General features: G+C 74.1%; 8 protein-coding genes. All 8 read right to left on the minus strand.

Annotated elements, in window-relative coordinates:
- Positions 1 to 5 precede the first annotated feature (5 nt).
- Positions 6 to 929 carry a hypothetical protein gene (locus AOA12_RS17595; protein WP_054685755.1) on the minus strand — a complete coding sequence of 308 codons (924 nt, stop codon included), beginning with the start codon at positions 927 to 929 and terminating at the stop codon, positions 6 to 8.
- Positions 919 to 2,124, minus strand: coding sequence for a WxL protein peptidoglycan domain-containing protein (locus AOA12_RS17600; RefSeq protein WP_197280967.1), 1,206 nt, complete (start codon positions 2,122 to 2,124; stop codon positions 919 to 921). Before AOA12_RS17600 ends, AOA12_RS17595 begins: the two co-directional genes overlap by 11 nt.
- 81 nt (positions 2,125 to 2,205) lie before the next feature.
- The gene (locus AOA12_RS17605) at positions 2,206 to 3,381 is read right to left on the minus strand and encodes a hypothetical protein (protein WP_054685761.1); all 1,176 of its coding nucleotides are present in this window, start codon (positions 3,379 to 3,381) and stop codon (positions 2,206 to 2,208) included.
- A 98-nt stretch (positions 3,382 to 3,479) separates the two neighbouring features.
- Positions 3,480 to 5,774, minus strand: a complete 2,295-nt coding sequence (locus AOA12_RS17610) for a WxL domain-containing protein (RefSeq protein ID WP_054685766.1) — start codon at positions 5,772 to 5,774, stop codon at positions 3,480 to 3,482.
- Between the two features lie 184 nt (positions 5,775 to 5,958).
- A complete protein-coding gene (locus AOA12_RS17615; RefSeq protein ID WP_054685770.1) occupies positions 5,959 to 6,537 on the minus strand; it encodes a hypothetical protein in 579 nt (192 codons plus the stop codon).
- Positions 6,534 to 9,932 (minus strand): hypothetical protein, encoded by a 3,399-nt coding sequence (locus AOA12_RS23250; protein ID WP_054685773.1) that lies wholly within the window; start codon positions 9,930 to 9,932, stop codon positions 6,534 to 6,536. The genes AOA12_RS17615 and AOA12_RS23250 overlap by 4 nt, the downstream gene beginning before the upstream one ends.
- Positions 9,933 to 10,048: 116 nt before the next feature.
- Positions 10,049 to 10,480, minus strand: a complete 432-nt coding sequence (locus AOA12_RS17625; RefSeq protein WP_054685776.1) for a hypothetical protein — start codon at positions 10,478 to 10,480, stop codon at positions 10,049 to 10,051.
- An 85-nt stretch (positions 10,481 to 10,565) separates the two neighbouring features.
- Positions 10,566 to 14,102 carry an OmpL47-type beta-barrel domain-containing protein gene (locus AOA12_RS17630; protein WP_054685780.1) on the minus strand — a complete coding sequence of 1,179 codons (3,537 nt, stop codon included), beginning with the start codon at positions 14,100 to 14,102 and terminating at the stop codon, positions 10,566 to 10,568.
- Between the last annotated feature and the right edge of the window lie 170 nt (positions 14,103 to 14,272).

The following is a 14,272-nucleotide window of genomic DNA, read 5'->3' on the forward strand; positions in this document are numbered from 1 at the left end:
GCACGTCACGCCAGCGCGACGTAGGCGGTCACCAGGCCGAGCGTCGCGGCGCTGCCCAGCAGGGCGAGGCTCAGCCGCTGCGCGAACCGGCGCGGCTGGGCGATCGCGAACGCGAGGCTCGCGAGCACGCCCGCCCCCACGGCGCCCAGGATCGGCCAGGTCTCCAGCCGGAGCGACTCGATCTCGGTGCCGCCGTCGGCGTCGGCGGCGTGCACGACGAGCCGGCCGAAGGCGCCCGCGGGCATCGTCACCTCGATCCCGGCGGTCGCCTGGGCGCCCGGGTCGAGCGCGGGCAGCGGGATCTCGCCGATCACCTCGCCCGACCGCTCGTTGCGCCCGAGCACGACGGAGAGCACGGTCGCGACGGTCGGGTGCTCCGACCGGTTCGTGACGGTCACCGAGAGCGTGCGCCGCGACGGCAGCGCGAGCTGCCGCTCCCAGAACTCCGGTCCCGTGATGCTCAGCCGCCCCGTCAGCGGCGGCGGCTCGGGCGCGGGCGGCGGCGCGTCGTCGGGCACGGCGGGCGGGGTCGGCTCCGGAGCGTCGGAGACGACGAGGGGCGCGGATGCCCGGGCTCCGCGCACGCCCGACGCGACGACCGCGCACGGACAGGCGGCGGGCGGCGCCACGACGAGGATGGTCGTGGTCGCGGCGCCCGTGGCATCCGGCACGAGGTCGATCGCCGACCCCGTCGCGCAGTGCGCCGACGTCGTGCCGTCGCCGCAGACCGACACCGACACGATGTCGCCGACGGGCCAGCCGGAGAGCGTGATCGCGACCCGATCGCCTGTGGCGGCCTCGACCGCGTCGACGACGATGCTCGGCGTGCCGGCCGCGGCCGCGGGAGCCTCCCCGGGCACGGCGGCCCCCGCGGGCGCGCCCCCGGGGGCGAGGGCGAGCGCCGCGGCGACGACGAGCTCAGCGAGCACTGTCCTCCTCGGGAGACGGAGCGGCGGGAACGGGGGCCTCGGCGGCGGGCACGGCGGGCTGCGGAGCCTCGGTGCCCTCGCCCGTCGCGGCATCCTCGCCCGCCTCGGCGGGCGAGGCGACGGCGGCCGCGGCGGCCTGGGCCGCCGCGAGCTGCTCCTTCATCCGGCGCCAGCGTCGACGGCGGGCGCGCACGATCAGCACGACGATCGTGACGACGACGAGCACCGCGATCAGCACGAGCCACGGCACGGCCCACACGGGAGCGGCCTGCACCACGGGGCGCAGCTCGACCGTGTCGTCGAGCACTCCCCCGGCGTCGACGGGCTGGAGCTCGACGACGCCGCTGATGCGCACGAGGGCGGGGACGGACTCGATCGTGAACTCGCGCTGCACCTCGGCGCCGGGCAGCAGGTCGGCGATCTCCGTCGGCTCGGCCGACCCGATCTGCGTGCCGATGATCGACTGCGCCGTGACGCTCTCGCGCGCGCTCAGGCGCACGTTGCCGGGGTTGCGGATCGTGTAGCTGACCGTCAGGGTGCCGGTCAGGTTGTCGGGGCCGAGCTCGAAGGTGCTCTCGACGTCGTCGACGAGGAGGTTCGGCCGCAGCTCGCCCGAGACGGTCGCGTACATGCGCACGGCGACGCGCGCGTCGAACAGCACGGCGTTGCCGGCGTCGTCGGTGCCCTGCGTGACGAGGGAGGTCACGATGCCGCCGACGTGGTCGCCGGGGGTCGCGTTGGCGGGGACCCGCACGAGGAACGGCACGTCGACGCGCGAGCGCGCGGGCACCGTGATGCGATCGACGGGGAGGGTCACCCAGGAGCCGACGTCGGCGGGCGCGACGCCCGTCGCGAGCAGGTCGAAGGCGCCGCTCTCGGGGACGTTGAAGGCGTCGGTCGCGAAGAGGCCCACGTCGATGTCGTGCTCGGAGTGGTTGGTGACGGCGATGACGTCTTCGACGGCGCTGCCGGGGTCGAGGCGGTACACGAAGTAGGTGCGATCGCCCGGGCCGTCGGCCCCCGAGGGCTGCACCTGCCAGCTGGTCGCGCCCGCGACCTCCTCGAGGTCGGCCTCGTCGTCGGCGAGCGCGACGCCGCTGCCGCCCGCGAACAGGATGGCGGCGGCCGCCGCATACGCCAAGAGGCGCCGAGCGATCGCCCGAGGCGCCGTCGGCCGCGTGTTCCCGCGCTTCACTCCGTGTGTCCCTTTCTCATGACGGTGTCCGGGTGCGCCGCTGGGGCGCACCCGGACCCGTGTGTGGTTGTCGCTCGGCGGTCAGGAGACCGTGAGCGTGATGGTCGAGCTGTAGGTGCCCGGTGCGACCGTCGTCGGGACGCTCAGCGTGAAGATGGCGCCCAGCACGGCGGTCCCGCGGCCGGCGCCGGCGAGCGCCGACGCGAGCGTCGCGTTGTCGCCCACGCCGCGACCGGCGCGCAGCTCACGGCCCGGCTCGACCGTCTGGCCGTCGCTGACCGAGAGCACCTCGGGCTTCCAGCCCAGCGAGCGGCTCGTGACCGTGCTCGCACCCGACGTGAAGTCGGATGCCGAGGCGGCGACCGCCCAGCCCGGGTCGCTCGTGCGCGTGTCGGTGACCGTCACCTGCGGCAGGTAGCCCCACGAGGTGAAGCGGCGGCCGTCGGGGCGCAGCTCGACGGGAGCCAGCTGCGTCTCGGTGTCCTGCACGCTCAGCGAGAGGCCGCCCACGACGGGGACCTCCACCGAGACGCGGATGTCGGCAGCGGTCGGCTCGCCCTCGCCGGGCTGACCCTCGCCGGGCTGGCCCTCGCCGGGCTGACCCTCGCCGGGCTCGCCTTCGCCAGGCTCGCCTTCACCGGGCTCACCCTCGCCGGGCTCGCCCTCGCCAGGCTCACCCTCACCGGGCTCGCCGCCGCCGGGCGCCTCGACGATCGTGAACGTGCCGTACGTCGTGCGCACGACGTCGGTCACGCCGGGGATCGCAGAGCCCGACAGCAGGCGCACGCCGTGCTCCGAGCCGATGGCCCAGGGCTCGGTGAGCGACGAGTTGTCCGGCGTGGGGAAGGGAACCGTGAGCTCCCAGTCGCCGTTCTCGTCGGCGCGCACCTGGCCGTGCAGGCGCTTGTCGCCCAGCACCGCGCCCGAGATGCCGACGACGTCGAGCGTCGTGTAGACCGTAGCGGGATCGCCCGAGTAGGCGGCGTCGACGAGCGCCGAGATGCCCGAGCCCGACGCGCCGTCGGCGGTGGTCCAGCCGGTGCCCGAGATCGTGATGTCCTCGCCGTAGACGACCTCGTCGGGCAGCGTCCAGGTCACCTCGACGCCGTTGGAGCCGGTGACCGTGTAGTCGGCCGCGGAGGCGGCCGAGGCGCCGCCGATCAGGCCGGCCGCGACGAGGGCGCCGACGGCCGTCAGGGCGGCACCGCGCAGGCCGCGGCGCGGCCTCTGCGCCGTGCTCTCCAGTGTCAGTGTCATTTTCCTCTGTTCCTTACGTGTGATTCGTGTGTGGTGCGTGCGACGGCCGAGCGGTCGTGGGCCGCCCGACCGCCGCACAGTCTGGGGGGCGACGGGGCCTACGAGACGGTCAGGGTGATCGTCCCGGTGTAGCCGCCGGCCGGCGCGTTCGTCGGAACCGTGAACGAGAGGTCGGCCTCGGCCACGGCGGTGCCGCGGCTCGCGCCGGCCTGCGACGACACGAGCGTCGAGCCGCCCGAGAGGTCGGTGCTCACGTCGCCGGGAGCGGCGACCTGGCCGTCGGACGTGCTGACGACGCGGGGCGTCCAGCCCAGGCGCGCGCCGGGGAGCTCGTCGCCCTGCCCGTTGACGAACGACGACGCGATGCCGCTCACCGTCCAGCCGGCGCCGGAGGCACGCGTGTCGGTCACCGTCACGGCGGGCAGCGTGCCCGAGGCGACGAAGGCGTCGAGCGCGGAGCTGAGCGCCGCGGTGCCGAGGCTCACCTCGGCGTTGCCGACGCTGATCGTCAAGCCGCCCGCGGCCGCCGGCACGTCGAACGACACCGAGATGTCGGCGCTCGTCGGGCCCTCGACGGGCTCGCCCGGCTCACCGGGGCCGCCGGGCTCCTGCGTGGAGACGATGGTCGTGGTGGTGGCCACCGAGCGGATGCGGTCGCCGGCGCCGAGCGCTCCCGTGAGGAACGTCAGGGTCAGCTGCTGTCCGGCCTGCGCGGGGGCGTTCACGACGCCCTCGCCCGGGTAGGGCAGCTCGATGCTCCACGAGCCGTCGGCGTTCGCGTCCACGTAGCCGTAGACCGCGTCGGCGCCCAGGTAGCCGTACGGGTCGTCGAGCAGGCGGATGCCGCCGGAGTTGACCTTGACGGCGATCGCCGACGGCGTGACGCCGTCCTGGCGGAACCAGCCGGTGCCGCGGACGGTCAGGGGCTGGCCCTCGGTCCACTCCGCCGGCACGTAGGCGTGGCCGCCGAAGCCGTCGGGGTAGGCCACCTCGCCCTCGGCGGGCTCGCCCTCACCGGGCTCGCCCGGCTCGCCGGGGCCGCCGGGCTCCTCGCCGGCGCCCGATCCGGTGCCGGTCACCGAGAGCACGTCCACCGACTGCGTCGGGTAGAAGTTCGAGACCCACACGTCGCCCGACGCCTGGTCGACGGCGATCTTGACCGCGTTGCCCGAGGTGGGGATGGTGAGCACCTTCTCGAAGGTGGCCAGGTCGTAGACCGTGACGTTCTGCTGGCCCAGGTTGGCCGAGTAGAGGCGACCGCGCTGCGCGTCGACGGCGACCGAGTTGGTCGACGGCGCCGAGAAGTTGGTCACGCCGCGGCCGTAGTCGGGGCTCGCCGGGTCGGCGTCGACGACCGTGATGCGGCCCGCGCCGTACGACGAGACGTACACGCGCTTGGTGACCGCGTCGTACAGCGGACGGTCGTTGCCGGGCAGCGAGACGGCCAGCGCGCGGATCGCACCGTTGTTGAGCGACAGGTCGCGCACGTTGCTCGTGTCGACCGCGTCGCCGTCGATGACGTAGAGGTTGCCCGCACCGTACCCGCCGACGTAGATCAGGTTGTTCGCCTCGTCGACCGTGACGCCCAGGGCGCCGGCGCCGCCGGGGATCGTGATGCGTGCCTCGACCTCCTTGCTCACCAGGTCGATCTGCGCGATGAACCCGGCATCCGGTCCCGAGCCCGCGGCGCTGCCGAGGTTGGTGACGTAGGCCTTGTGCGTCACGGTGTTGACCGCCACGCGACGCACGCCCGCGAACACGGGGGTGCCGTCGTCGAAGGTCACGTCGACCTTGTCGGCCTCGGTCGGGCCGTCGGAGTTCGCCGAGTAGACGAGCACGCCGCCGCCGTACCAGTTGCCGGGCACGCTCTGACGGGCCGCCGTCGTCACGATCGTCGCGCCGCCGGGGGTGTTCGGGTCGACGGCGATGCCGTACGAGCCCCAGCTGATCGACGAGCTCGTGTTGCTCGGCGCCGTCGAGCTCACCGACGACCAGTCGAGCGGGTCGCGGTCGGTGCCGCTGCCGTCGAGGCGCTGCAGGCCCGTGTGGTCGTAGTCGTGGAGGAGGGCGCGCGAGGCGGCGTCGTAGGAGACGACCTTGCCGGTCGCCTCCTTCGTCACCGTCGCGACGCCGTTGCTGCGGGCCTCTTCGCGGGCCGTCGAGTCGGTGAGGTACACCGTTCGGGTCACGGGATCGAGGGCGATCTCGTAGCTCGTGCTCGAGTTCGTGGCGATGGCTGCGGAGGTGTAGCTCCAGCCGTCGTCCGCCGCGGCGCTCACGGCGCCCGCGGCGAGCGAGCCCGCCACGAGAGCGGCGACGGCGCCCGCGGCGACGAGCCGTGGGGTGCGCCGGGTGCCTCGACGTACGAGGACCCTGCCTTGCTCATGCGTCATGGATCATTCGCTTTCTGCATTCGGGATATGGATGCCGCGCGGAGCGGCCGGCGGGATCTCCCACGACGAAGCCCACAGATAAGGCAAAGCTTACCTACATCCGATGATATACGCACGACCGGGCCCTCGGCCACGAGTCGCGTCCCGCGATGCACGTTGTGACGCACGATGTCACCGGCCGCTCTCAGGGGCCGTTCGGCTCCGCGCCGTCCGTGCCGGCGTCCCGCCGCCGACGACGGCCGATCAGCACCGCGACCGTCGCGACCGCGAGCACCGCGATGCCGCCGACGACGAACGGCCACGCGCTGCCGGTCACGCCCGGCGAGGCGGACTCCGTGTCGTCGGCGGATGCGGCGGCATCCGGCGGGGGCGCGTGCGAGTCGGCCTCGGCGAGGGCGGTGCCCGCCCAGCCCGCGAGCGAGCCGTCCTCGGCGAGGAGGGCGACGACGATGTCCCCCGGGGGCATGAGCGCGAGGTCGATGCGCACGACGCCGCCGTCGGGCTCCAGCCAGCCGACGCCGACGGGCTCCGCCGAGCCTGCGTACACGTACGGATAGACGCGGGGCAGGGCGACGGGGACCGTGACGCGCGAGCCCTGCTGCTGCAGCGTGACGCCGCCGGCGGTCTCGTCCGTGAACGACGAGACCTCGGGCGCGGGCGGCGCATCCGCCGCCGCGGCGGGCACGGTCAGCAGCAGCACGCCCGCCAGGGCCGCCGTCGCGAGGACGGCGACCCGGGCGAGGGCGCGGCGGAGGGGTCTCACGAACGGCGCACCCGGCGCACCACCAGCACGGTCCCGGCGAGCACGGTCAGCAGGGCGACGCCCGCGAGGCCGGCGAGCCCCTCGCCGTCGCCGCCCGTCGCGGCGAGCGAGGTGGACGGCTTGCCCGTCGTGCCCTTGCTCGCGGAGGTCGTGGTGCCCTTCGTCGTGGTCGACGAGCTCTTCGAGGACGTCTTCGAGGAGCTCTCGGCGATCGTCACGGCGCCCCAGCCGACGAGCGCGCCGTCGGCGTCGAGCACGGCGAGACGGTGGTCGCCGGCGGCGAGCGGGTCGAGGTTGACGGTGAACTGCCCCTTCGCGTCGGCGTGGTACCAGCCGAGCGCCGTCGGCGTCGAGTAGCCGTAGACGAAGTGCCAGCCGCCCGCCGCCGCACCGGGCACGGTCACCCGCGCCAGGTTGCCGCGCTGCTCGATCGACACGCCGTCGCGCAGGTCGGTCGGCAGATCGTCGCCCGTCGCGACCGGTGCCGCCGGGGTCACGGTCGGCTGCGGCACCACCGGGGCGGGCGTGGGCGTCACCGAGGGCGACGGCGTGGGCGTCGGGGATGCCGTGGGTGTCGGCGTCGGCGTGACCGTCGGCGTCGGGATCGGCCAGCCCGGCGTCACCGAGGGCGTCGGGGACGCGGTCGGGATGGGGGTCGGCACGACGGTCGGCGTCGGCGACGGCGTGACCGTGGGTGTCGGCGACGGGGTGACGGTCGGCGTGGGCGTCGGGGATGCCGTCGGCGTCGGCTCCGGCGTGACCGTCGGGGTCGGGGTGGGAGTGGCGGTCGGCGACGGCGTGGCCGTCGGCGTGGGAGTGACGGTCGGCGTCGGGGTAGCCGTGGGCGTCACAGTCGGCGTCGGCGTCGCAGTCGGCGACGGCGTGGCAGTCGGCGTGGGAGTGACGGTCGGCGTCGGCGTCGCAGTCGGCGACGGCGTGACCGTCGGCGTGGGGATGACGGTCGGCGTCGGGGTAGCCGTGGGCGTCACAGTCGGCGTCGGCGTGGCCGTCGGCGTCGGCGTGGCCGTCGGCGTGGGGGTGACGGTCGGCGTCGGGGTAGCCGTGGGCGTCGGCGTCGCAGTCGGCGTGGCCGTCGGCGCCGCGGTGACGGCGAGGATCGCGGCATCCGTCGTCGCCGAGCCGGCGCCGTTGGTGAACACGGCGCGGTAGGTCGTGCCGTTCAGCGCGAGCGAGGCGTTCGCGAGGGTCAGCGTCGGCGAGGTGGCGCCCGCCACCCGGGCCCACTCGACGCCGTCCGTCGACGACTCCCACTGCACGGTCGGCGCGGGCGCCCCCGTCGCGGCCGCGACGAACACGACGTCCTGGCCCTCGGTCACCGACGCGTCGGCGGGGTGCGTCGTGACGGCCGGGGCGACGGCCTCGGGCTCGGGCGTCACGGTCGGCGTCGGCTGCGCCGCGGGATCGACGACGGTGAAGCGCACCGAGATGCCGCGCTGGTAGTCGGCCGGCGTCGTCAGCAGCGTTCCCGTGAGGATGCGCACCATGTGCTGCGAGCCGACGCCCCAGTTCGCGTCGAAGAACGCGGCGTCGCGGGTCGTGTTCGTCTCGTCCGGCCAGGGGATCTCGATCCGCCACCTGCCGTCCGCACCCGCCTGCACGATCCCGTGCGACCGCTTGTCGGCGAACACCTCGCCCGTCGCGGGGTTGACGATGTCACGCGTCGTCGACAGCGTGTTCGGATCGCCGGAATAGCTCGCGTCGATCATGAGGTTCGCCACCGAGCCCGTCGTCCCGTCGGTCGCGAGATACCCCGACCCCTCGATCACGATCGGCTCGCCCTTCACGACCGCGTTCGGCGCCGACACGCTGAACGGCGTGTTCGGCTGCACCGGGCCGTACGACTCGCCCGACACCGTGACCGGCGCCGTCGCGTCGAGCCGTTCGAAGAAGCGCAGCTGCGCGGGCGCGGAGCTCGTCGATCCCGACGAGTTCGTGAAGACGGCGCGATAGAACGTGCCGTGCTGCGCGGCGTCGCCGCCGACGACCGCCAGGGTCTTCCCGGTGGCGCCGGCCACGTCGGTCCACGTCGCGTCGTCGGGCTCGCCGTTCGGCAGCGTCGCCGTCGTCGACTGCCACGACACGGTGACGTCGACCGGGCTCGTCGCGTCGGCGGAGAACGTGGCGGTGTCGCCGACGGCGATCGTCCGACCCGCCGGCTGCGCCGTGATCGTCGGCAGCGGCACGATGCTCAGGCGCACGGCATCCGTCGTCACGGTCGCGCCCGCGCCGTCGGTGAAGACGGCGCGGTACCAGCGGTTGTTGAGGTTCGAGCTCTGCCCCGCCACGATCGTGAGCGTCGGGCTCTCGAAGCTGCCGTCGACCGTGTTCGACGCGGTCAGGTTGCCGAAGCCCGTCGGCGCGGTCGTCGAGCTCGCGTTCGTGCTGCGCTGCCAGCGCACCGTGACGGGGTCCGTGCCGCCGGTGGCCGCGGCGGTGAAGCTCACCTGCGCGCCGCTGGGCGTGTCGACGCCGACCGGCTGCGCCGAGATCGCGAGCGGCGCAGCCGGCTCCTCGATCCGCACCGTGTAGGCGCGGGATGCCGCGGGCTCGACGCCGTTGGCGGCCTGCACCGTGAACGCGAACGTGCCCGCGACGGCCGGGACGCCCGAGATCGCGCCCGTCGCGGCGTCGAGGTCGAGGCCGTCGGGCAGGGCGCCGGAGACGATCGAGAGCTCCGGGGCGGGGTCCCCCGTCGCGGGGACCGTGAAGCCCGGGTAGGCGACGCCGACCGTGCCGTTCGCGGGCGCGGGGCCGTCGGCGATCGCGGGCGCGACGCCGGTCGGCCCGTCGGCGACGACGGTGAAGGTCAGCGGCAGCGTGCGCGACACGTCGGGGCGGTCGTTCGGGTCGACGCCCGGCTCGTCGCTGTACATCGTGCCGGAGAGCACCTGCACCGTGAAGCTGTCGCCCGCCTGCCAGTCGGGGGCGGTCACGGCGTTCGCGGCCGTCGGCCAGTCGAGGGCGAGCTCGAAGTATCCGTCGCCGTCGGCCCAGACCGTGCCCCACACCGTGGTGTTGGCCACCTCCTCGCCCAGGCGCGGGTTCTCCAGCCCGTAGGTGCGCTCGAGCTGGCCGACCGTGGCGTCGATGAGCTTGACGCCGATGACGGAGCCCTCCTCGCCCGGCTCGACCCGGTCGGGCTTGGCGAGCCACCCGGTTCCCGACAGCTCGATGGCGTCGCCGACGCGCACCTCGGGGTCGTACGTCACGGTCGCGCCGTCGGCGGTGGTCGCCGTGGTCTCGGCGGCGAAGGCGGGCGCCGTGACGGCGGTCTGGGCGACGACCGCGCCGGCGAGCGCGAGGGCGGCGGCGGCGAGCATCGCGAGGCCGCGGCGCACGGGGCGGCCGGCCGGGGTGGAACTGCGGGCGTACATGGTGACCTCTCGGCGGATGCTGCTCTTCGCGACGCTCTGCGGCGTGCCCTGTCTTCGGACGCGCCCTGTCTTCGAACGTGCTCTGTCTTCGAACGTGCCCTGTCTTCGAACGTGCTCTAGGCGAGGACGATGGTGAGGGCGAACGAGCTCGTGTAGCCGCCGACGGCGAGCGTCACGGTGAACGTCCCCTCGCCGAGGGTCTCGGCGATGAAGACGACCTCGCCGTCCCCGTCGACCGTGCCGACCTCGATGGCCTGGCCCGACTCCCACTGCGCGACGGGACCGCTCTGCAGGATCGTGGCCGTGGCGGCCGATCCGGCCGCCACGGCCGTGACCGAGAACACGATCGGCACGGTGTCGCCGATCTCGTCGATCTCGAAGTACGGCGGGCTCACCAGCTCCACGCCGCTGGGCGTGTCGGATGCCGCGGCGAGCGGCACGGCGGCGGTCACCGCGATCACGGGCGCCATCCACGCCCCCGCCCGCAGCAGCGTGCGCCGCGGCAGTCCCTCGCCCTGCGCGTCGATGTGCGACTCGCTCGTTGTCATCGTCCTGTTCCCCTCGGTTGCTCTGCTGTGTCTTCGGGCACCGCCGGCGCGGACGCCGCGCGCCGGACGGCGTGGTCCGCGCCGGTCAGCGCGCCGCGTACTCGGCCACGACCTGCGCCGACCCCGACGCCGTCGAGACCGTCACGGTCACGCTGCCGGCGCCGACGCTGCCCAGATAGGTCTTGAACCCGTGCGACACGGTGGCCCCGGGGGCCACGTCGGCGAACGTCTTCGACCCGTACTTCGACTTGATGGCCAGGGTCGCGGGCTCCGACGACGTGTTCGTCGCGGAGACCTCGATCACGACCTTGCCGGCGACCGCGACCGCCTCGGCCTGCACGTCGGCCGACAGCGCCGGTGCGGGCGCGGACACGTGCACGCTCGGCAGCACGGTGCTGCCCGTGCCCCAGTTCGCCGTGATGACGAGCGTGCCGGGTGCGACGGCCGACGCGGCGGGGGCGATCGCGATGCCCGCCGCGTTCGTCGACACGGTCGCCGTCGCAGCGCCCGTCGCGAAGACGCCGCCGGCGACCGTGAAGGTCACGGGCACGCCGCGCACGGCGGCGCCGCCGGCATCCGTCAGCACGACGCCGTAGCCGTGCACGCTCTCCCCCACGAGCACGCTGCGCTCGATCCCCACGATCGAGGCGCTCAGCGCGCCCGTGGGAGCCGTGGCCGCGACCGTGACCGAGCCGATCGCGGAGACGTTGCCCGCCACGTCGGCGGCGCGGAACTCGACGCGGTGGCCGGCGGTGCCGGGCACCTCGAACGGGCCCTCGTAGGCGGTCCACGCGCCCTCGTCGACGCGCGTCTCGACGACGGCGACGCCCGAGCCCTCGTCGGTCGCGGTGACCGTCACGGTGCGGCCGGTCACCGACCCCGACACGCGCGGCGCGGTCGTGTCGGCGGGCGCCGCGATGTCGAACGGCGCCGACTGCAGCGTGCGCGACAGGTCGTTCGGCTTGAGGCTGCCCGTGAGGAAGCGCAGCGTGAAGCCCTCGCCCGGCGCGAGCGCGGGCGTCGAGCCCAGCGTGTCGCCGGCATCGGCGGTGGTGCCGTTCGGCACGGGCATGTCGATCGAGAAGCTGCCGTGCTCGTCGGCCTCGACGATCCACCAGATCGTGCGGTTCTGGTGCGTCGAGCCGTCGACGCGCGAGTAGGCGCCGTCGTTGATCTTGATCGCGACGGTCGACCCCTCCTCGCCGTTCGGGTGCACGAAGCCGGAGCCGGTGACGCGGATCGTGCCGCCGACCACGGCCGACTCGTCGACCGTGACCGACGCGTTCTGCGGCGCCTCGATCGTGAGCACGCGCGTGACCGAGCGGGTGCCGTCGGAGAACGTCACCGCCAGCTCGCCGGGCTCGACGCTCGAGGGCAGCTGCACGCGGGTGTACACGTCGCGCGGGGTGTCGCCGTGCTCGTCGAGGCGCCACGCGTGCTGCGTCGCGCCGATCTGGCCCAGGCCGCTGAGCGTCACGGTCTCGCCGCCGATCTCGGCGGTCGCGGTGAGCGTGCCGCCCGGCTCGAAGGCGACCGCGCGGAAGGTCCAGGTGCCGCCGCGCTGCACGAGCAGGTCCTCCACGCCGCCGGCGTGGTCGCCGGGGTTGTACACGCGGGTCGTCGCCGCGGTGACGGCGACGGGCGTGCTCGTCGCGAGCGTCTCGCCGCCCTGCGTCACGCGCACCGCGTAGTCGGCCGCGACGGCCGCGTCGCGCGGCACGACGAGGCGGCGGTAGGTCTGCCCGTCGGGGTTCGCGGTGTTGCCGTCGGCGCCGATCGTGAACGGTGCGGACGCCACGACCGTGCCGGCGCCGTCGACCAGCTCGACCGCGACCGCGGCCTCGGGCTCGAAGCCCGACAGCGCGAACCACAGGTCCCCGCCCTGCTCGGCGGTGCCGCCGGTCGTCGTGACGACGGGCCCGGCCGTGGTCGGCTCGTCGACGACGGTGAAGCGCACCGAGATGCCGCGCTGGTAGTCGGCCGGCGTCGTCAGCAGCGAGCCGGTGAGGATGCGCACCATGTGGTGGCTGCCGCTCGCCCAGTTGGTCTCGAAGAACGCGGCGTCACGGGTCGTGTTCGTCTCGTCCGGCCACGGGATCTCGATCCGCCACGTGCCGTCCGCGTTTGCCTGCACGATCCCGTGCGACCGCTTGTCGGCGAAGACGCCGCCCGTCACGGGGTTGACGACGTCACGCGTCGTGCTCAGGGTGTTCGGGTCGCCCGAGTACGAGGCGTCGATCATGAAGTTCGCCACCGAGCCCGTCGTCCCGTCGGTCGCGAAGTAGCCCGTGCCCTCGATCACGATGGGCTCGCCCTTCACGACCGCGTTCGGCGCCGACACGCTGAACGGCGTGTTCGGCTGCACGGGGCCGTACGACTCGGCCGAGACGGTGACGCCGCTCGTGGTGTCGAGCCGCTCGACGAAACGGAGCTGCGCGGGGTTGCTGTACGCCGAGCCGGAGACGTTGGTCAGCACGGCGCGATAGAACGTGTCGTGCTGCGCGGCCGCGTCGACGCCCTCGACCTCGAGGGTCGTGCCCGTCGCACCGGGCACGGTCGTCCACGTCGCGTCGTTAGGCTCGCCGTTGGGGAGGGCGGTGGTGTTCGCCTGCCAGCTCACCGTCATGTCGACGGTGCTCGTGCCGCCGGCCGTGAAGGTCGCCGTCTGGCCCTCCGCGATCGTCTGGCCGACGGGGTGCGTCGTGGCGGTCGGGATCGGGATGATGCTGAGCTTCGCGGCATCCGTCGTCACGGTGGCGCCCGTCGCGTCGGTGAAGACGGCGCGGTACCAGCGGTTGTTGGCGTTGGTGCTCTGCCCCGCCACGACGGTGAGCGTCGGCTTCGCGAAGCTGCCGTCGACCGTGTTGGCGGCCGTGAGGTTGGCGTAGGCCGCCGGCGGGTTCGAGGCGCTCGCGCTGGTGCTGCGCTGCCACTGCACGGTCACCGGCGCGACGCCGCCCGTCGCGGCGGCCGCGAAGCTCACGGAGGCTCCGTTCGCCGCGCCCTGCGCGGTCGGCTGCGTCGCGATCGCCAGGGGCGCCGCGGGCGCGGGGTCGGCGACGGTGATCGTGAGCGCGACGGTGCGCGAGACGTCGGGGCGGAGGCTCGGGTCGATGCCCGGCTCGTCGCTGTACAGCGTGCCCGAGAGCACCTGCACCGTGAAGGTGTCACCGGCCTCCCAGACCGGGTCGGTCACGGCGTTGGAGGCGTCGGGCCACTCCAGGTCGATCTCGAACGAGCCGTCGGAGTCGGCCCAGACCGCGCCCCACACGGTGGCGTTGCTGATCGGCTCGCCGAGGCGCGGGTTGTCGACGAGCTCCTGGCGCGACAGCTGGCCGATCGCGGGGTCGATGAGCTTGAGCCCGATGACCGAGCCCTCCTCGCCCTCGTCGACGCGGTCGGGCTTGGCGAGCCACTGGGTGCCCGAGATGCGGATGCTCTCGCCCGGGGCGACCTCGGTGTCGTACGTCAGGGTCGCGCCGTCGGCGTGCGTGTACGTCGTCTCGGCCGCGTACGCCGGCGTCGCGACGGCGGCGCCGGTGAGGGCGATGAGGGCGGCGGCGAGGATCGCCAGGCCGCGACGCACCGGATGACCGGACGGCGTCGTGCTGCGTGCGTTCATGAGGACCTCTCAGCTGAGCTCGGCGAGAGCGCGGATCGGCGGGCGACCACGGCTCACGCAGACGGAACCGAGAGCGAGGTTAGCATAACCTTCCTCGGCTGAAAGAACTCGTACCCTCTGTTTCATCGCGAACGCGCCCGGATCGGGGGCGCTCGTCGCCGCTTCGCGCG

The organism is Microbacterium sp. No. 7, assembly GCF_001314225.1.
Taxonomy (GTDB): Bacteria; Actinomycetota; Actinomycetes; order Actinomycetales; family Microbacteriaceae; genus Microbacterium.

Bases quoted from the DNA above. Each gene is read 5' to 3' on its own strand.
- AOA12_RS17625 (WP_054685776.1), bottom strand. From the start codon at position 10,480: ATGACAACGAGCGAGTCGCACATCGACGCGCAGGGCGAGGGACTGCCG.
- AOA12_RS23250 (WP_054685773.1), bottom strand. From the start codon at position 9,932: ATGTACGCCCGCAGTTCCACCCCGGCCGGCCGCCCCGTGCGCCGCGGC.
- AOA12_RS17630 (WP_054685780.1), bottom strand. From the start codon at position 14,102: ATGAACGCACGCAGCACGACGCCGTCCGGTCATCCGGTGCGTCGCGGC.
- AOA12_RS17610 (WP_054685766.1), bottom strand. From the start codon at position 5,774: ATGACGCATGAGCAAGGCAGGGTCCTCGTACGTCGAGGCACCCGGCGC.
- AOA12_RS17605 (WP_054685761.1), bottom strand. From the start codon at position 3,381: ATGACACTGACACTGGAGAGCACGGCGCAGAGGCCGCGCCGCGGCCTG.